Source organism: Flavobacterium undicola (assembly GCF_009909155.2).
Taxonomy (GTDB): Bacteria; Bacteroidota; Bacteroidia; order Flavobacteriales; family Flavobacteriaceae; genus Flavobacterium; species Flavobacterium undicola.
Genome location: NZ_JAAAPM020000009.1, coordinates 101,434 through 122,136, shown reverse-complemented (window position 1 = coordinate 122,136; position 20,703 = coordinate 101,434). Strand labels below are relative to the sequence as shown.

The 20,703-nt window shown below is 33.3% G+C and carries 14 protein-coding genes; 3 read left to right on the top strand and 11 right to left on the bottom strand.

The window, feature by feature from the left end:
• Window positions 1-162: 162 nt before the first annotated feature.
• From GTZ96_RS07375 to GTZ96_RS07340, 8 genes are all read right to left on the bottom strand, one after another.
• Window positions 163-2,994: a gluzincin family metallopeptidase gene (locus GTZ96_RS07375; RefSeq protein ID WP_235972889.1), complete on the bottom strand. Its 2,832-nt coding sequence runs from the start codon at window positions 2,992-2,994 to the stop codon at window positions 163-165.
• 93 nt (window positions 2,995-3,087) lie between these two features.
• Window positions 3,088-3,816: an LOG family protein gene (locus tag GTZ96_RS07370; protein WP_161642417.1), complete on the bottom strand. Its 729-nt coding sequence runs from the start codon at window positions 3,814-3,816 to the stop codon at window positions 3,088-3,090.
• Window positions 3,817-4,018: 202 nt separating this feature from the next.
• On the bottom strand, window positions 4,019-4,906 hold the full coding sequence (locus GTZ96_RS07365) for an alpha/beta hydrolase (RefSeq protein ID WP_161642414.1): 888 nt from the start codon (window positions 4,904-4,906) through the stop codon (window positions 4,019-4,021).
• Between the two features lie 474 nt (window positions 4,907-5,380).
• Window positions 5,381-8,212, bottom strand: a complete 2,832-nt coding sequence (gene uvrA, locus GTZ96_RS07360) for an excinuclease ABC subunit UvrA (RefSeq protein WP_161642412.1) — start codon at window positions 8,210-8,212, stop codon at window positions 5,381-5,383.
• Window positions 8,213-8,320: 108 nt separating this feature from the next.
• Complete coding sequence (locus tag GTZ96_RS07355) at window positions 8,321-9,283, bottom strand: tetratricopeptide repeat protein (RefSeq protein WP_161642409.1); 963 nt, start codon at window positions 9,281-9,283, stop codon at window positions 8,321-8,323.
• A gap of 145 nt (window positions 9,284-9,428) precedes the next feature.
• A complete protein-coding gene (locus GTZ96_RS07350) occupies window positions 9,429-11,213 on the bottom strand; it encodes a chloride channel protein (protein ID WP_161642407.1) in 1,785 nt (594 codons plus the stop codon).
• A 35-nt stretch (window positions 11,214-11,248) separates the two neighbouring features.
• On the bottom strand, window positions 11,249-11,923 hold the full coding sequence (locus tag GTZ96_RS07345; protein WP_161642406.1) for a DNA alkylation repair protein: 675 nt from the start codon (window positions 11,921-11,923) through the stop codon (window positions 11,249-11,251).
• Window position 11,924: 1 nt separating this feature from the next.
• Entirely contained in the window at window positions 11,925-12,509 is a 585-nt protein-coding gene (locus tag GTZ96_RS07340) for an acyl carrier protein phosphodiesterase (RefSeq protein ID WP_161642405.1), read from the bottom strand.
• A gap of 225 nt (window positions 12,510-12,734) precedes the next feature.
• Here GTZ96_RS07340 and glmM point away from each other — a divergent pair, with 225 nt between their 5' ends.
• Window positions 12,735-14,141: a phosphoglucosamine mutase gene (gene glmM, locus GTZ96_RS07335; RefSeq protein ID WP_161642404.1), complete on the top strand. Its 1,407-nt coding sequence runs from the start codon at window positions 12,735-12,737 to the stop codon at window positions 14,139-14,141.
• A 321-nt stretch (window positions 14,142-14,462) separates the two neighbouring features.
• Here the strand turns inward: glmM and GTZ96_RS07330 are convergent, their stop codons facing one another.
• The 3 genes from GTZ96_RS07330 to GTZ96_RS07320 all read right to left on the bottom strand — a co-directional run bounded on the left by GTZ96_RS07330 (window position 14,463) and on the right by GTZ96_RS07320 (window position 18,578).
• Window positions 14,463-16,970 (bottom strand): TonB-dependent receptor, encoded by a 2,508-nt coding sequence (locus GTZ96_RS07330; RefSeq protein WP_235972887.1) that lies wholly within the window; start codon window positions 16,968-16,970, stop codon window positions 14,463-14,465.
• Between the two features lie 13 nt (window positions 16,971-16,983).
• Entirely contained in the window at window positions 16,984-17,898 is a 915-nt protein-coding gene (locus tag GTZ96_RS07325) for a FecR family protein (protein ID WP_161642402.1), read from the bottom strand.
• Window positions 17,899-18,062: 164 nt separating this feature from the next.
• Entirely contained in the window at window positions 18,063-18,578 is a 516-nt protein-coding gene (locus GTZ96_RS07320) for an RNA polymerase sigma factor (RefSeq protein WP_161642401.1), read from the bottom strand.
• A gap of 239 nt (window positions 18,579-18,817) precedes the next feature.
• On the opposite strand from GTZ96_RS07320, the gene GTZ96_RS07315 reads away from it, so the two are divergent.
• Together GTZ96_RS07315 and GTZ96_RS07310 are read left to right on the top strand one after the other, a co-directional pair.
• Window positions 18,818-19,864 carry a hypothetical protein gene (locus tag GTZ96_RS07315; RefSeq protein ID WP_161642400.1) on the top strand — a complete coding sequence of 349 codons (1,047 nt, stop codon included), beginning with the start codon at window positions 18,818-18,820 and terminating at the stop codon, window positions 19,862-19,864.
• Window positions 19,865-19,941: 77 nt separating this feature from the next.
• Complete coding sequence (locus GTZ96_RS07310; RefSeq protein ID WP_161642398.1) at window positions 19,942-20,688, top strand: membrane metalloprotease; 747 nt, start codon at window positions 19,942-19,944, stop codon at window positions 20,686-20,688.
• The last annotated feature ends 15 nt before the right edge of the window (window positions 20,689-20,703 follow it).

The following is a 20,703-nucleotide window of genomic DNA, read 5'->3' as shown; positions in this document are numbered from 1 at the left end:
CCGCAAATTTACTTAAAAACTGGCTATTATCATAATCGAATAAAAGAAAAACCAGATATAAATTGATGTTTTTCGTCAAAAAAAAACTTGTTTTTTTGATGAAAAATAATTTTTACTGCAAATATTTGGTTATTGTGCAATTCAATATTTTAAGTTATTTGTTTAGAACCATTTTCGATTAAATAAATTGACAAGTATTTTAGGCGAAAATGCAATGATAAATCGGATTTTTTCATTGTATTTATTCTGACTTATTTCCCATCCATTAGAGGAATAAACGGGTAGATACAGCTCAAAATAATCGGTAACTAAGTTCAGGCGAATACCGCTATCGAAAACAAAATTTGGATTTTGATATCTGTTTTTTAAGACTCCCACATCGCCGTACATTTCGATCCAATTCCAAATAGTATAGCCTGTATTTATGGTGCTAATCCATTGATTTGCAAAAGGATTTTTTAATTTAGATTTAAATCCTCCTTCGGCTATAATCAATTGTTGGCTATAAAAACCAGTGCTTTCTGACCGGCCATAGTAGCCATAATCAAATAAATAATCACTAGGTCGATCCAAAGCAAAGCTGAAAAAATCAGAACTGCTGTTCTTGTACAAAAAACTCCCTGCATAAAAGCGTAAATTGATTTGACGGTTATCTTCAAAGAGTTTTCTATATTCAATTTGGCCAGCAATTTTTCCAAATTTATCAGAAAATTGAATATCACCCATCAAATTGAAATGTTTAGTAACTTCTGTTTTTGTATTGAAATATTTGGCGTTAAAAACAGAATAGTTTTCGGTTGCATTATCAGTAATTATGGCGCTTTTTTCACGATTAACTAATATTTGACGAAAAGAAATTAGTTGTTTTCTATTGTCTCTAAAATCGTCTTCTCTGATTTTTATCTGTACGTTTGGAGTTAGTTTTGTATAAGCTGCATCGGGAGCATAATGAAAATAAGATCCTGACATAGCATATTTTACATTGTATAATCTGCTATTTCTGTAATTTTGATTAATAGTGAAAGAACCAGAACCAGAAAACGTTTTAGCATTGGTTGAGTAGGCTGGGTTAATATCAAAAATGAAAGGTTTGTCTAATATTGTTTTGTTGTGAAGACGCATACCTGAAATAAATCCATCATATAAGTTGTATTCTAATGTAGGAACATATAAAATTTGATTGTAATAAGGATCTTCTAAATCCTTCATAAATACAAATTTTATAGGGCGGTTGTTAGGGAAAAATCGTTTTAATGATTTCCAGTTGTTTCTGAGATTATATTCAGGTACTTCATTTTTATAATTCAAAACAATCTTGCTGGCATTATTTCTTTCGACACTAAAAATACTATCGTTTATCGTTGGCTCCAGCCATTTTTTAAACACAATTTCTCCTTTGTTTATACCGTAAACAGGAACGGGAACATTAATTCCTGTTTTGTTTTTTAATGTAAAATAGACACTATCATTGGTTTTAGCAACATTACTAAATTTATAATCGATAAGATCTCTGGAATAGATTACCGTTTTGAAAAACCAATTGATGTCTTTCTCAGTTTGTCCTTTCAGATTGTTCTCAAAATCGATTGCTGTTGTTTGTTTGGCTCTATTGTCGCTATAAAAATCATGAATGCTTTTAGCTACGGCTTGGTTTTCAATATAATTATCCAAGAAACGTAAACTTAAACCAGCGCGGTATTTACTGGCAATTTGTTCGTTAAATTTAATTAAAGTATTTTTAGGAGCTCCCAGGGCTTGGTCTAAATTTTTGCGAGCCATTAACATATAAAAATAGCTGTATTGTTCGTTAAAATCTAAATTAGTTAAATTGAAGCTTTTTAATAATTTGAAAGAAGAAACATTACCCATCATTTTGGTGTTAGGGTAATTTTGCTCGATATATTTCATCATGGCGTATATTTGAATACCATCATGAACCCAACTTTCTTTTCGATTATCAATAAAAAGAGTATTGTTAAGATAAACGTTAAGATAGGTTTTTAAGAATTTTAACTCGTATGTAAATTCATCTGTAAAAGGTCTAATAAATGACGGCAATTGATTGAGACCATAAAAAGGATTTTTTTCGTAATCCGTTTGAGAAATCACAATTTTTTTAAAAGGATATTCACCTACTAAGTTTTTTACAAAGCGAACCACGCAGTCAATAGCTTCAGCTTGAGCCATAGGAGTTACTTTTTCTCCATCTAAATTAGTTATTACTTCGAAACTTTCGCTTTTAAAGTTTGTAAAACTAGATTTAGGTTCGATAAAAAGACTAAAATTCACTCTGTTTTTTCCGTTTAATTTATAAATAGAATAGTCGTCATTGTTGATTTCTTCGGAAGTATCTAAATCAGTATTAATTTCAAATCCATTAGCAACTTTCATTTCAATATCAATATCAGAAATGGCATTGGCTATATCATCTAAATTTTCGTTATTGTATTTTACAAATGCATGGCTTTCATAGCGGGCAGGGGTAAGGAACCAATTTTTTAGATTCATATTACCAAAGTCATCATAACCAAATTTAGTAAACTTACTACTCGGAATTTTTACAGTATAACTAAGTTGAAGATTAATTGTTTGATTTGAAGCTAGTTTTTTAGGCAGTTTCACTACAACAAGATCAGGATCTTTATCGGTTCTTTCCCATGGGATAAAAAAATATTCTTTGCTGGCAATGTTGATGTTTGACGTTTTCCCTCTTTCTTCTTCTTTTGCCAAATGAAAGCCGCGATAAAATTCGTCCGAAAACCGCACTGCTAAAGGTGTTTTGACATTTGAATAGGCGTTGTTCCAATCGTTCAGAACAATTTCCGAAATACTATCAGTAGAAGTATTAAAATAATCAATTTCTTGCTTGATGTTCAGGACATGCGTTTCGGTATCTACGTCCACAAAAAGCTGATTGCGATGTTGCGCAAAACTGCTATTTATTGAAGTAAAAACAACAACAAGCGAGAGTGAAATTTTAATAATAGTATTCAATGGTAATTTGGGGTTTAAATAGCAATTCAAGATACATTTTTTTTATTTTATGAAGGTTAATAAAATAAAAAAAAGCTGTAAAAAAACAGCTTCTTAAAAGTTGGGTTTTAAAGTGTACTTTTTATAGAAATTATCTAATACTTCGACAACTTCATCTTCGTTATCAACAATTTTGATTAAACGTAAATCATCAGGACTTACAGTTTGTTCTTGTTCTACCAAAACGGTTTTAATCCAATCAATTAATCCAGACCAATAACTACTTCCGACCAGTATAATGGGGAAACGCGCAATTTTTTTGGTTTGAATTAAAGTGATAGCTTCAAACATTTCGTCTAACGTTCCAAAACCTCCAGGCATCACCACAAAACCTTGGGAGTATTTTACAAACATTACTTTTCGAACAAAAAAGTAGTCGAAATTTAAGTTTTTATCATGGTCAATGTAAGGGTTGAAATGCTGCTCAAAAGGCAATTCGATGTTTAGACCCACAGAAATCCCTCCGCCCAAATGTGCTCCTTTATTTCCCGCTTCCATAATTCCAGGTCCGCCGCCTGTGATAACACCATAACCGGCTTTGCTGATTTTATAAGCAATTTTTTCAGCCAATTGATAGAATTTGTCTTCTGGTTTGGTACGTGCTGATCCAAAAATAGAAACACAAGGACCAATACGTCCCATGTTTTCATATCCATTAACAAACTCTGACATGATTTTAAAAATCGCCCAACTGTCATTGGTTCGAATTTCATTCCATGTTTTTTGTTTCAGTCTGTCTTGGATTATTTTTTCTTCATCATTGTCGAAATCTTCTAGTCTCATCTTCTTATACGTTTTAGTACTATTTTTTATTTGGACCTTATATTCGCTTCTAACGGTGTTAGGGTGACTTGTTACTAAAGTAAGATTTTTTGCGTACAAAACGCATAAAACAGCTGTATATTTTCCCTGAAAAATGATAAAAGTGGCTAATAAAAAGGATTTCCCAATTTATTAGCCACTGCTTTTTTAGTTTGAATTTTATTTATTTTTTATAAATATCTAATAGCCAGTTATTAAAGCTGTTTTTCCATAATGCTACTGAATGTCCTTCATTGTAAGCTAATCCAAATCCATGATCCCCTTTAGAGTAAATATGTAATTCAGATTTATCAACTTCGGCTACAACAGCCGACAAAAACGGAAGTGCTCGTTTTAAAGTCCATTTTTTATCATCTCTGGCTATAGCCATAAAAAATGGAGGTAAAGTACTTTTGTCCTTAACACTTTCTAAGTATTTTATTTTATCTCCTGCATAAATTAAGCCCACAAAAGCAGGTTTCCATCCTGATTTATCACTATTAGTTTTGAATGTCAATTGCTCAGCTATATAACCCCCAGCCGAAAAACCGAGTATTCCTACTTTGTCTTTATCAAATTTTAATTTGTCCGCCAGTCCAATCATGTTCATGATACTTGCACTAACATCACTATAAAGTGCATTGAAATAGGTTGTTTCCATTGGTATTTCAAATTTCCCATTCTTGTCTTTTGTGTTCGTTCGATACTTCACAACCATACAAGTAATTCCTTGACTGGAAAGCCATAATGCTAAATCAGTTCCTTCTTTATCGACCCAATTAGTGACAAAACCACCGCCTGGGAAAATGATTGTCGCTATGTGTTTGTTGTTTGCTTCGGCTGCAGGGAAAATCATGTATGTTGGTTCGGATATATTGCTGAAAACACGATTTTTTTGTGATAGAGAACCCGGTTTTGCAATCGAATCGACAAAGTTTTCTTTTTGCTCATGTACAATTGGATTGTCTTTTATTCCGTTTGGATATAAAGGAATTTCTTTAGGTATTTGACTTAAAACCAAAATGCTTTGTAAAAGAATGAGGAATAATAATGAGGATTTAATTTTGTTCATGGTTAAAATAATTTTTGGTTAAATGGGTTGGTTGAATGTATTGTTCTTACCGTTTGATATACATTGTATTATCAAATTTAAAATCGAATATATAAAAATATTATTTCAAAATTTTGACAAAGATTTGAGTCAGATTTTTAAACTGTTTTTATTTATATGAATCGTTCCTACGGAACTTCATATTAGATTGTGGTGTGTTTTTAAAACGGATTAAAATCCGTTCCTATAAAATGTTTCGTTCCTACGGAACTAGGCTAATTGATTTCAACATCAAAGAGCCGTAGACTCGGTTGATTTTGTAGAGATGAATTTTAGTTTTTTACAAAATGTTTCGATCTTACCGAACTAGGCTAATTGATTTTAACTTCAAAGAGCCGTAGGCTCGGTTAATTTTGTAGGGATGGATTTTAATCCATCCAAATGATACGAAATCATAATAAAGAGCTGTAGGTTCGGTTTATATCATTCAGAATATTAAACCAATTCTTTTTTCAAAAACTTAGCGGTATAACTTTTCTTGTTATTCATTATTTCTTCTGGAGTTCCTTTAGCAACAACGGTTCCACCGCCTTTTCCACCTTCGGGACCAATATCGATGATGTAATCGGCAAGTTTGATGACGTCCATATTGTGTTCGATAATCAGGATGGTATTGCCTTTATCGACCAATTTATTAATTACTTCCATAAATACGCGAATGTCCTCAAAATGCAATCCTGTGGTCGGTTCGTCGAGGATGTAAAAAGTATTTCCAGTATCTTTTTTAGATAATTCTCCCGCCAGTTTGATGCGTTGCGCCTCACCTCCGGAAAGAGTGGTACTTTGTTGTCCAAGGGTGATATAACCCAAACCAACATCTTGCAGGGTTTTTACTTTTCGATAGATTTTTGGAATATTCTCAAAAAACGGAACTGCTTCGTCAATTGTCATGTCTAACACATCCGAAATGGATTTTCCTTTGTATCGAATTTCAAGTGTTTCGCGGTTAAAACGCTTCCCCTGACAGCTTTCGCATTCGACATACACATCGGGTAAAAAGTTCATTTCTATCGTTCGAACTCCAGATCCCTGGCAGGTTTCGCAACGACCTCCTTTTACGTTAAAACTAAAACGACCAGCTTTGTAACCGCGAATCATGCTCTCGGAAGTCATCGTGAACAGATTTCTGATTTCGGTAAATACTTCGGTATAAGTAGCCGGATTCGATCGAGGCGTTCTACCAATTGGACTTTGGTCAATATCAATCACTTTATCAATATGTTCGAGTCCTTCAATTTTTTTGTATTGCTGTGGTTTTTTTACGCCGTTGAAATAATAGGCGTTTAAAATCGGGTACAGCGTTTCGTTGATTAAAGTCGATTTTCCACTTCCTGAAACTCCAGTCACACAAATCATTTTCCCAAGCGGAATTTCTATCGAAACATTCTTTAGATTGTTTCCTGTAGCGCCACTCAGTTTCAAGGATTTTCCATTACCCTCACGACGTTTTTTCGGAATTTCGAACTTCATTTTTCCATTGAGGTACTGAGCTGTAATAGTATTGGATTTCAATGTTTCAGCAGGAGTTCCTTTGCTGATAATTTCCCCTCCGTATTTCCCCGCTTTTGGGCCAATATCAATTACATAATCAGCTCGCTCAATCATGTCTTTGTCGTGTTCTACTACGATTACTGAGTTACCAATATCACGTAATTGCTCCAAAGAATGAATCAGTTTTTCGTTGTCTCTTTGATGTAAACCAATACTTGGTTCATCCAAAATATAAAGCACACCCACGAGCTGCGAACCAATTTGAGTAGCCAGTCGGATACGTTGCGCTTCACCACCAGAAAGCGATTTAGAGCTTCGGCTTAAAGCCAAATAATCCAAACCTACGTTCATCAAAAAGTTTAATCTATCCTTAATTTCTTTGATGACTTCGGTAGCAATGCGGCGTTGTTTATCAGATAAATGAATATTCAAATCTTGGAACCAAGCTGTTAAATCAGAAATATCTAAATTGCATAATTCACTAATATTTTTCTCGTTGATTTTGAAAAAAAGCGCTTCCTTCTTCAAGCGGGAACCTTCGCAAACGGGGCATCCCAGTTCATCCATGAATTCCTTTGCCCAACGTTTTATAGTGGTAGAACCGCTTTCGTCGTGTTGGTTTTTGATAAAATGCGAAATACCTTCAAAATCTATTTTATAATCTCGGGCAACGCCCAAATCTTTAGAGTTGATCGTGAATTTTTCTTTCCCGCCATTTAAAATCATTTCCATCGCTTCGGCTGGAATTTTCTCTATGGCATCGGTGATTTTAAAACCGTATTTTTCTCCAATAATCTCCAATTGTTTGAAAATCCAAGATGATTTGTATTCGCCTAATGGTGCAAAACCACCCGCTTTGATGGATAATTTAGGATTTGGAATTATTTTCTTGACATTGATTTCATTGACTGTTCCCAAGCCGTTGCAATGTTCGCAGGCACCTTTTGGCGAGTTGAACGAGAATAAATTAGGCTCCGGATTTTGGTAGGATATACCAGTACTTGGACACATTAAATTCCTACTGAAATAACGTACTTCCTTTGTATCCTGATCTAAAACCATCAATACGTTTTCGCCATGATGCATAGCAGTATTAATGCTTTCAGATAATCGTTTTTGATTGTCAGCCGTATCTTCAATCTGCATTCGGTCTACGACAATTTCGATATCATGGGTTTTATAACGGTCTAATTTCATTCCGGGCGTGATATCCAGAATGTCTCCATTGACGCGTACTTTTAGAAAACCTTGTTTGGTTATTTGTTGGAACAATTCACCATAATGTCCTTTTCTGGCTTTAATTACCGGAGCGAGGATATTGATGCGTTTATTGGCGAAATCCTGTATAATCAGGTCTTTGATTTGCTCGTCTGAATAAGAAACCATTTTTTCTCCCGTATTGTAGCTGTAGGCATCGGCGCCACGGGCATATAGCAATCGCAGGAAATCATAAATTTCGGTAATAGTCCCCACGGTAGAACGAGGACTTTTACTGGTCGTTTTTTGTTCGATGGCAATTACTGGCGAAAGTCCGTCAATTTTATCCACATCAGGACGTTCTAAACCGCCCAGAAATTGTCGGGCATAAGCCGAAAAAGTTTCCACATAACGACGTTGCCCTTCGGCATAAATAGTGTCGAATGCCAAAGACGATTTTCCGGAGCCGGAAAGACCGGTAATAACCACCAGTTTTTCCCTCGGAATCGAAATGTCTATGTTTTTTAGATTGTGAACGCGTGCACCAAGAACTTCAATAGTATTGTCTTTTTCTAACATAATTTTAGCAAAAAAGCAAAGTTACCATTTTGGTTTGTTCTTTCGATACAACAGTTTAGAAGTTTTTGTTAAATCAAGGACTTTAATTGAGGGTTTTAATTTTAATAGTTATTTATTAATGTTGATGTTGTTGTTTTTTAAAATTTCGAAAAATTTATCTTCTTTACCTTCTTTTTTTAAGTTAACATAAATTCTTTGGATTAAAGTTTGTGCATCAGTTCTATAAGGCGATTTCATATCAGAATATATTTTGTAAGCTTTGCATAAATTATCCAATCCATTCTCAAGATCATTAAGGTTAAAAGCATATACGTTACCTATTCCATAATATATTTCAGGATCTTTTGAATCTAATTCTGATAATTTTTTATAGGTTTCAATAGCTTTGTTAAACTCTTTTTTATATTGGTAAACAACTGCAATATTTTGGAGAGGCATTGTACCATTAGGATCAATTTCTAATGATTTTTGGTAGGCAATAATTGCATTGTCAAAATCTTCTAATTTACGATAGCATAGTCCCATGTTGTCATAAGCAAATGCAAATTCGGGGTCTATAGCGACTGCTTTTTTGTAATAGTCAATTGCTTCTTTGTTATTTTCTTTTCTTGCAGCAGCAATTCCAAGGTGATAAGCTTTCATTGCTTCCTCATTTTTAGAAACCGATTTTTCTCTTATAACATCATTAGCTGCGATTGTTTCTTTTAAAGCATAGCAATTAGCCATTAAATATTCTTCAATGATTATATAGTTTTTTTTATATTCGGTTGAATTTTTATCGGTATTGAGGTTGATGTTTATCTGCTTATTTTTATCATTATCAGAAAGGTTTATGTTTTTAAGATTTAAACCAATTTGATATGCACCAACCACATTATCGATACATCTATTGATCTTAGAAGCTATAATTTTCGTTCTAAGATTTTTTGTTGGAATAGAATCAATACAAAGACAGGCTTGATCTGATAATTCCTTTAAAAATTGATTACTGTCAAAAGTTGTGTTTTTATTTTGGGAATAAATAAAAGAATAAAAGAAAATGAATAAGCAGGTAAGTATGTGTTTTTTCATGTTAAAAATATTTAAACTCAAATCTAATATTTTTTTTGATATAAAACACAATTACTTATAAACTTCAGAAGTTTTGTAATATAAATAATAAAGCGAAAACGCTAACTTAGGTTGGCACTTTCTCTTTATTATAATGAGCTTAAATTTATTCGATAGTCATCGATTTTAATTTAGCCCGATAGGCTTCTAGTGCTTCAGATTTTGAGATAAAACCAAAGTACTTCTCGTCTTTGATGACGGGTAAAAAAGTTCGTTTTGTTTTTTCAAATTTATCCATAACCACTTCCATGCTATGAAATGGATAAATAATATCGGCTGGTGGTGTCATGATATCTTTAACCAAAGTATATTTTACACGATATTTATTAAAAATGATTTCACGTATATCATTAAAATGGACTACACCTAATAAATGCTGTTCTTTGTCAACCACAGCAAAAACAGATTGATTGGAATGCGAAATCAAATCCACTAATTTTTCAAGATTTTCGTTAGGTGAAAGGGTTAAAAAATCGGTATGAATAATGGAATTGGTATTTAAGGTCGAAAGTACATTAGTGTCTTTATTGTTAGTGAAAACATGTCCTTTTTCGGCCAGATTTTTCACATCCATAGAATGTTTTTCAAAACGTTTTGAAATTGCAAAACTTATCGAAGCGACAATCATCAGCGGAACCATCAGGCTGTAACCACCTGTAATTTCGGCGATAAGGAAAATAGCGGTAAGTGGTGCATGAAATAATCCACTCAAGATTCCGGCCATACCTACCATGGTAAAATTACTTACAGGCAAATGTGATAATCCTATTAAATTGATGAATTTTGAAAATACAAAACCAACATAAGAGCCTACAAAAAGGGAAGGAGCAAAATTTCCTCCATTTCCTCCGGAGCCCAAAGTTATGGAGGTTGCAAAAACTTTCATCATCATTGTGGCTGCTACAAAAGCAAGTAAAACCCAACGGTTGCTTTTAAAGCTTTCAAACAGCGTGTTTTCAAGCATTTCTTCAGGATGATTTTCAGCTAAGATTTTGATACTTTCATATCCTTCTCCAAAAAGTTTTGGAAAAATAAAAATTAATACTGCTAGCAGAGCAGCACCAAACATTGCTTTTTTATATGGCGTTAATTTTAGCCGGTGAAAAAAGTGTTCAGTTCTTTGAAAATTTCGGGTGTAATAAATAGAAATAAAACCGGTTAGCACACCAAGCAGGACATAAAAAGGGATATTGTGATAATTAAAAAGCTGTTGCTGTTTGAAATTCAATAAAACAGTTTCGTCTAAGGTAATCGCTGATACAATAGCGCCTGTGGCAGCAGAAATCATAATTGGGGTGAAAGCAGATATACTTACATCGACCAGTAAAAATTCAATGGCAAACAAAACTCCGGCAATAGGGGCGTTAAAGGCAGCTCCAATTCCGGCAGAAACGCCACAGCCTATAAGAAGTGTTCGGTCTTTATAACTTAACTTGTATTTTTGAGCATAATTAGAACCAAAGGCTGCTCCAGTAACCACAATTGGGCTTTCTAAACCCGCAGAACCACCCAAACCAACAGTTAAGGAACTGGTGATGATATGGGCATACATTTGTTTTTCGGGAATGATGCTGGCCTTTTTGGCAACGGCATACAAAATTTGAGAAGTTCCTTTTTCGATCGTTCCTCCCAATACTTTTTTGATGACAAATACGGTTAACAAAAGTCCTGCAATAGGCAGAATACTATTGATAAAACTCAATTTTAGAATACCATTAATATAAGTAGCAAAAGAAAAAACCCAGTGAGCAAATGATTTTAAAACAATTACGGCAAATGCTGCACTAATACCTACTAAAACACTGGACAGAAAAATAAACTGTTTTCCGGTCAAAATGGATTGTGACCATACTATAATAGTGTCTAATTTAGAAATATATTTTTTGAACATTTTGTCTTTTTTGAAAGTGCTAAATTACTATTATTTCAAGCATCGGATAAATTTTTGAGGGCTTCTTTTCGGCTTAAAGGCTTTAAGTTATTAACTAAAACAAAATTTTTCACGGCCTCAGAATCTGTTTTTGCATATTCACGCAAAGCCCATCCAATGGCTTTTTGGATAAAAAATTCTGTAGACGATTGATGTTGAGTGCAAATGGCTTTCAGTAATTCGAAATCGGTTTCTTTTTTATAACCCAATTGGAATAAAATAGCGCTTCGGTTGAGCCACATATTATTAGAATTTGAAAATTTCTCGATGGTGTTTTCAATAGTTTCCGTAAATTCTAGAAGGTACTGACCTAAAATATATTTCGAAATAGTATCCACGCTGTCCCACCAGGAATTTGTTATAATCAGCTTTTCGATAAATTCAATATCGTCTTTTTTGTAATTTCCTTTGAGTTCTTTTATTAGAATTTCAATGGCACAATAATGCAATTCTCTTTGCTCTTTTGCGTAGAGAGCTGAAGCAATTGCTCTGGTTTTTTCAGCAACTTCTTGTTGGTTTTGTTTCCAAATGGTTTTAAAAAGCAGTCTTCTTTCGGTGGTTTTAATGCCATAAAAAGGAAACTTGTTTTTCATGTATTTTGCCATTGGCAATGCGTTTTCGGCATTGGAGTTTTCCTGAAAATCATTTTCTAATTGGGTTACAAATACCATTTTAAAGCGTATTTATTTTGGATGCACAATAGGTTTTTATCTCTTCGAAAAAAAGACTGAATTCTTGTTCAAATTCATCATAATACATTTGAAGCTCTTCTGATGCGAAACGCATATTGGAACTATTGTTGGTTCGTCGATCCATTTGAGTTAAAATTTGATGAATTCCTTCAATGCTTTGATAACTTGAAAGCCAATTTTGTTTTTCCATATACGGCAGTATTCTTTTGGCTCTTTCGCTAAGTAAATCATGGTGTATGTGCATAGATTGGTAGAACCGATTAACATATTCTTCCAGATTTTCATTCGAATAATTAGCCCAGTTTTTTGCCAAGAAATGATCGTAAAAAATATCTACAATTACGCCAGCATAGTGATGGTAGCGTTCGTGCAAACGCTTGGTGCTTTCTCTGAAAATAGGATGTGCATCAGTAAAAGTATCAATTGCTCTGTGCAGCAAAATTCCTTTTTGGATTTCCTCAGAGAAATTTTCAAATTGTTTTCCACGGATACCATCGGCCATAAAATTGCCAATTTTGATAAAATCATTGTCTCCCGAAAGATAGATATGTGCTAGAAAATTCATCTTTTAAAGTTACTAAGGTTCTTAGAAGCTAAGGTGCTGATTTTATTTTAGTAAATGTATTAAAACTTTTTTTAATCATTTTGATGTGTAATTTAGCTTTAAATAAACTTAAGACTTAAATATTATTTTAAAATCTTAGCGTCTCAGCACCTTAGTAACTCAACAACTTTTTTATATTTGTGACCAAGTTTATATTAAATCACCAAAAATTTTAAAAAAACAAGAATGACATTAATAAAATCTATATCAGGAATTCGAGGAACCATTGGCGGAAAAGTAGGGGATAACCTGACTCCGGTTGATGCAGTAAAATTTGCTTCGGCTTATGGAACTTGGTTAAAAAATACCAATGGCAAGGATAATAAGAATTTAAAGGTTGTTGTAGGACGTGATGCCAGAATTTCAGGACCTATGATTCACAACTTAGTGGTGAATACTTTAATTGGTTTAGGAATTGATGTGATTGATTTAGGACTTTCTACAACGCCGACGGTTGAAATTGCTGTTCCTTTAGAAAGTGCTGATGGTGGAATTATTTTGACTGCTTCTCACAATCCAAAACAATGGAATGCCTTGAAATTGCTGAATGAAAAAGGAGAATTTTTGAATGGTATTGAAGGCGAAAAAATTCTTCAAATTGCCGAAGCGGAAGCATTTGATTTTTCGGATGTGGATAGCTTGGGTGAAATCATTGAAAATGATGCTTATATGGATATTCATATCGATGAAGTGTTAAACTTGGAATTGGTTGATGTTGATGCAGTGAAAGCAGCTAAATTTAAAGTAGTTGTTGACGGGGTGAATTCATCTGGAGGAATTATTATTCCGAAATTGTTAGAATTAATGGGTGTTGAAGTAGTAAAATTATACTGCGAACCTAACGGACATTTCCCTCATAATCCGGAACCTTTAAAAGAACATCTAAAGGATATCTGCGAATTAGTAGTGGAAGAAAAAGCGCATCTTGGAATTGTTGTTGATCCTGATGTGGATCGTTTGGCATTTATTAGTGATGACGGAGAAATGTTTGGTGAAGAATATACTTTGGTAGCTGTTGCCGATTATGTATTGAGCAAAACTCCTGGAAATACAGTTTCTAATATGTCTTCTTCGCGTGCTTTGCGAGATGTGACTAATGCACACAACGGAAGCTATGAAGCCAGTGCGGTAGGAGAGGTGAATGTAGTGGAATTGATGAAGAAAAACAATGCAGTCATTGGTGGTGAAGGAAATGGTGGAATCATTTATCCTGAGTCACATTATGGTCGTGATAGTTTGGTAGGAGTGGCTTTGTTCCTGACGCATTTGGCAAACAAGAAAATGAGTGTTGCTGCTTTGCGTGCATCCTATCCTGAATATTACATGAGCAAAAACAAGATTGAACTGACTCCACAAATTGATGTAGATGCCATTCTAGTTGCAATGACTGAGAAATACAAAAACGATAGTTCGACAGGCTCACTATCCACTATTGATGGTGTTAAAATAGATTTTGCTAAGGAATGGGTTCATTTAAGAAAATCAAATACAGAGCCGATTATTCGTATTTATACAGAAGCACCTATGCAATCGCAAGCAGATGCTTTAGCATTGCGAATCATTGATGAAATTAAAGCTGTAGTAGGTATTTAATTACTGTTTACATAATTTAAAAAGCCCTTTCAAATTTGATTTTGAAAGGGCTTTTGTTTTTTATTTATTGTCCATTTTCTTGATGATTTCTTTTAGCAAGTCATTGTGCTCTTGTTTTAAAATCAGAAATTTATTTACCCATTTGTAGATGACATAAAGAATTCCAGTAATTATACCGATGTAAATAAGTAATATTAAAAATGGAAAAAAAGTAAAGAAGCCCATAATGAAAAAATTAAGTTGGTTAATAGTTGATTTTAGGAAAATGATCCTTTTCTCAAATGTAGCTTAATTTTTTGTAAAAAGTTTCTGAAATACTAATTAAAAATTAACTCTAAAACTTACATTTGGTGTAAAGCCTAAAGATTGATTGTTTACTTCGATTGCTTTTTCGGTATTATTTGGATCCACTTTGTAATACCTATTGATATAGTTTTTTTCGTTGGTTAAATTGATAATTCCGGCACGTAGGCTTGCTTTTAATTTTTGGGTAAAATTAAAAGTGTAGCTTACAGATGTATCTAAACGAAGGAAATTGTCTAAATTTTGGCCATTGGGAGCATCATAATTGACAAAAGTATTGTTTCCGTTTTGAACTGTTTCATCTCCTTCAACTGGTTTGGTATAAGGTAATCCGTTGTGCCAAATTCCTCCAATCGAGATTTTTAAATTATCCAGAATATTGTAATTGAATCCTAGCGTAAACGAATGACGAATATCGACATTGTTAGGGAATGTAGCAGGAATAAAACTTTCAAAATCATAGTTGTTGGTGCTAAATGTATAACTCAACCAAGTGCTATATTTTTTAGTTGTTTTATTGATCAAAAATTCAACCCCATTATCGGTATAACTTCCATGAGCTTTTTTGTATTGAAAATTATTGTAAAACCCTTGGTTTGAAGCCGTAATTCCGTCAACCATTTTATAAAACCCCGTAAGTTCAATATTCCAGTCGTTTTGATTGAATTCAAGCCCTAACGAAGCCTGTTTGCTCTTTGCAATTGGAATGTCTTTGTTGTTGACTAATTGCCAACGTCTTTTCTCTACGCCAAGAAAATCATCTTCAAAATCGATGATTTGTGTTGTGGTTTGGTTTTTAAATTCTCCTTCTAGTTTTAATGCCAGTTGGTCAGAAAATTTTTGTCTGAAATTAATTCTTGGTTCGAATAACAATTTTTCGAATTTTTGAAAGTAGTTCAAACGCATTCCTAATCTCAAATAGGTTTTGTTTTTGTTGTATTCCGTTTCCAGAAATAGGGCATGGTTTAGCAAAACATCTTTTTTGGTGCTTGAATAGAAAGGTGAATTTACTCTAGTTTGATTAAGCATCCCCGTTTCGGTGATTTGATAACCCGCTAAAAATTTAATATTTTGATTCCTATCATAATATAAATTCAGCTTTGTTCCTGTTTCAAGAACTTCGTTGGCTTCTGTTAAAAGCTGATTTGTAGTGACACGATAATCGCTGGCATCAATATTATATCTAGAAAAATATGTACTAAGTTGGCTGCTGAATTTATTATTCCATTGTGCTTTCCAGTTTCCACCGTAGCCCAGGTTTTTTTGCGAAAGCCTACTTGCTTTAGATTGGCTTTGGTCGCTGTTGTTGTTTTCAGAATAATTTAATTCATTATTAATCCCGATGATATTGGCTCTAAATTGATGTTTATCGTTCAAATCATAGAGGATTTTAGCCGTATAATCGTAAAAAGAGAAATCAGAATTAGTGTTTTTATCCAAATTGTTAGCGTTGATTTCGCTATCCTGAAAGCTTTTTTTGTAATATTTAGTATAAGTAGGCGTGTTGAGCATATCGGTTATTGAATGTCGGGCTGAAAGATCTATTTCCAGATTTTTAGCAAGCGGAATTTCGACAAAAGCATCTCCGCTTATAAGATTGATACCGGCTCCGCCTGAAATGGTATTTCTTATTTCGTTATTGGCACTCATGTTAACGGTACTGGAAACGCCATCGCTGTATTCGGCACTTGTTCCGTTTTTAGTGACAATTACTTTATTAGTCAAATTGGGATTGTAAGCCGAAATCAAACCAAAGAAATGTCCTGAATGGTACATTTTGATGTTGTCCCAAAGCATTAGGTTTTGGTCGTTTGTTCCTCCACGGACATTAATATTGGCAATGCTTTCGTTGCTACTTTCAACACCCGGTAATGTTTGAATAGATTGAAGGATATCAGGTTCAGTTAATCCCGGAAGGATTCCAAATTTCTTAGTGTTTAAAACGGTACTTCCGTCAATGTTTTTTTGCAAACCCGATGTCAGGAATACATTAATCAAAACTTGGTTTAATTCTTCTTTTGTGGATTTTAAAAAGATGTTTTTACAATTGTTTTTATCCGTCGAAAAGAACTCCTTGGCGTTAAATTCTTTTGTTTCGTAACCCAAATAAGAAATTATAATTGTAGCATCAATTGCGACATCTTTTAAATTAAAACTTCCGTTGTTTGAAGAAATGCTTCCTTCTGAGCTATTTTTGATTCGAATGGATGCGCTGGGAAGTATTGTTTTTGAATCTTCAGTTAGGACAATTCCACAAATGGAAACCGTTTTGTCTAAAACCGAAATGGTAATATAGCGATCGTTTAATGCTTTAAAATTAAGCGGTACTTTAGCATTTAAATAATCAATCGTTTCCTGAAGATTTAAAGTGGGAGAAGGTTTATCGATAGCAATATTGGTGATATCTTCTACAGCATAAGAAAATTTTATATTGTATTGTTTTTCAGTGTTTTTGATTATGGTAGTTAAAGGAGTTTTGTTAGTGCTTTTTTGTGCACAACAAATACTCCCAACAAATAAAAACATATAAAAAATCCATTTATTGACCTTCATATTTGTAAAATATTACGGTTTTACCTTTTATTTTATAGCTTAATTGTAGCGGAATAGTAATGGCTTCTAAGGCTATTTTTTGATTGGTATGAGTAAAACTTCCTGTAAAAAGTTTAGAAGTATCAATGTCTTGAGTTTCTATTTTTAGATCATATTGACGCTCTAATTCGGCAATTACCTGATTTAAAGGAACACGGGTAAAACTGGATTCTTTTTGTAGCCAGGACGGAGTTTCAGCATCAAAATCGTCTGTTTTTTCAATTTGCTTGTTGATTACTCTAAAGGTTTTTCCGGGAGGTAATTTTACGGTTTTGTCATTGTAAGTTACACTCACTAATCCTTCGAAACAACTTACTTCATAATAATTGTTGCGTTGTTTAACATCAAAATGAGTTCCTAACACTTTTACCACACCGTCAGCGGTTTTCACGCTAAAGGTTTTTCCTTTTTGTACTTGAAAATAAGCTTCTCCTTCCAGTGTTAAATCTCTTTTTTTGTCCCAATTTTTTTCATTGAAAGTGATTTTAGACGAAGCATTCAATAATACTTCTGAATTATCCGGAAGTTGAAAGCTTTCTGTTTGTGCAATTCCGGTTTCAAAAGATTGGTTTGTATTGTAAAATAAAAAATAAGCCGAAGTTAATGTTACTATTAAAACAGCCGCAACTCTAAAGATGGTTCTAAAATGTAAAGTTCTCACCTTAGGTTCTTTTTTAGTCAGCTTTCTGTTTTTTAATGAAGCCAAAGCTGCTTTAGCATCTACTTTTGGAGTTGCTATGTGGGCAGAATAATGGGCTATCTTTTCAAGTGTTTCAAAATCGTTTGATTGTTTTAAATCTTCGATTTCTTTACTGGAAAGTTCACCGTTAAGCCATTTTAATATTTCTTTTTCCTTTTTCATTAGTTCTCGCTAAAATGATAAGACAACTTAAATGTTTTTTACCCTACTATTCAGTTAATACTAGTACTTATTTTATTTTAGTTCAGTCGTTCGGGTATTATGCCGTTGTATATTTCATTTAGTTCCATTTTTATGGAACTATTTTGAAATAACAAACGGTATAATTAAATATTTTCGATTTGCTCTTTTAGAATTTTTAAAGCGCCAGACATTCTTTTTTCGACTGCTTTTTGAGTGATACCTAATAAATCGGCAATTTCTCTGTATTTTTTTCCGTCAATCCGATTCATTAAAAAAACTTCTCTTTGCGCTTCACTCAAAGAAGCAATAGCCTTTTGCAGCGTATGTTTGAATTCTTCTTCTTCTAAAAGGTATTCGGGACTTTGATTGGTTCTATCTAAATAAGGCGTTTCTTTGGCGAAAGCCATAACTACCTTTTGATGTTTAATGCTATTGAGAAATAAATTATTTACCGTGGTAAACAAATAAGTTTTTACTTTAGAGAAGTCAATTTGAGAGCAATTTTCCCAAATTTTAGCAAAGGCATCCTGAACTAAATCTAAAGCGGCATCGCTATCGCCCGATTTATAATAGGCGAAATTAGTTGCCGATTGAATCGTATTGATATAAAACTCGCTAAAATGAGATTCTTCGCAAAGATTGTTATTTTCCTTACTCATTCTTGTTGTAGGATTGGTTTAGGGGTTTTGTAAAATTAGATTATTTTTTTGAAATTGGAACTATTTGAAAAAATGTGTTTTTTTATAATTTTAAACATACTGTATATCAGTTGGTTGTGTTTTTTGTGGGTTTTTTTTAATTTTTTGGGTAGGGTAAAATAGGGATGACTTGTCTTATTAATAGAAATGCGAATAAATCGTCATTATAAACTATTAATAAAATATTAAATTTGTAAATTATGAAAACATTAAAATTGATTGCCGGAATTGCATTGATGGGAATTTTTAGTTTAACATCATGCCAAAGTGAAGTTGATGAAGTTCAAGGAGACAATCCAAATACGAACACATCTAATTCAACTACAGCTAATAATATGAAGAGAGTTTCCATGTATGATGGTTCCTCTGATGATTTTATCGATGGATCTGCTTGTTCTTCTATATTGTTTCCTTTTGTTGCAAAAGTAAATGGAGTATCAATTAATTTTGCAAGTCAATTGAACTATGAACAGGCCATTACTATTCTTGGAGCATTAAATAACGATACAGATTCAGTTGTTATTACGTTTCCAATAAGAATCAGAATGAGCGATTATACAGAGGTTACTGTAAACAGTCAATCAGACTATAATGCTATTGTTAATAATTGTACTGCAGCTGAAAATAATGGACAAGATGCTATTTCTTCATTAAATATTAGTTTTCCTATTACAATATTAACTTATGATGCGAGTTTAGTGCAAACCGGAAGTGTGGTGATTACAACTGAAAGACAATTGTACAACTATATGATTAATTTGAGCAGTACTCAATATTTTTCTGTAAAATATCCAATGACAGTTACACTTACTGGCGAATCTAGTCAAGTAGTAAGCAGTGATGCCGAATTAAAATCGAATGTCGATGCTGCTTTGAGTATAGAATCGAAAATGGAATTGGCGGCTGAAAACAAGAAAAAATTAGAGACTATATTGGTAAATGGTACTTTTAAAGTGAGCTCATATATTGTTGCAGGAGTGGAATCGGCTTCTAGTTATTATTTGAATAAGACTATTGATTTTACAAACGATTGGAAGGTTAAGTCTATGGAAGCTTTGACTACTATTGCTACAGGTACTTATAGTATGACATCAGACACGGATGTGTATTTACAATTAGGTTTTACCGGAAGTACTAATTTTACCGTATTCAATAATACATGGAAAGTAATCAGTTTTACCACTTCAACCATTACATTGCAAAGTAAAACCAATAGTGCTGTAACCTTAGTATTGAAACAAATTTAATTGAGTATTGTTCATTTTTGCAATTCATTTATTTTAAATTGTATTTTTGAAATCTTGTTGTTCTTAAAAATTATATAATGAAGAAAATAATTGCTGTAATAGCCTTAGCTTTTTTAGTACTGACCTCTTGTTCAAAAGACGATACTGAAGGAGACGTAAAATCTAATAATAAAAAAAGCTTAGGGACTTCTGCCCATGATTTATTATCAGAAGATAAATTTGATAGTATGGTTATAGAGGTAGTTTATGTGGAAGGTTATGAACCTTCGGCAACAGCAATTAATAACTTTGTTTCTTTTTTGGGTGGTCGAATTAATAAATCAGGAGGAATTACCGTTGAAAAAAGCCCTATTCCGTCACCGGGAAATGCAACTTATACTAATGCGCAAATTATTGCCATTGAAGATGCTAATCGAATTCATTACAATGAAGGAAGTGAAATAGCGGTTTGGGCTTTTTTTGCTGATGGAAAATCCTCTACTGATACGAGTACGGCAGTAGTTTTAGGAACAGCATACAGAAATACTTCTTTTGTAATTTATGAAAATACAGTTAAAAAACTAAGTGGAGGTTTGTATAAACCAAGCACAGCAGTTTTAGAATCTACAGTAATCGAGCATGAATTTGGTCATATTTTAGGATTGACGAATTCAGGTACAGCAATGCAATCAAGCCATGAAGATGCTGACCATAAGAGACATTGTAGTGTTACCACTTGTTTGATGTTTTGGGAATCAGAATCGGGGAGTAATATCTTAGGTGGTACTATTCCACAACTTGACGCTCAATGTATAGCTGATCTTCGTGCCAATGGTGGCAAATAAATAAAAAATTAAAAT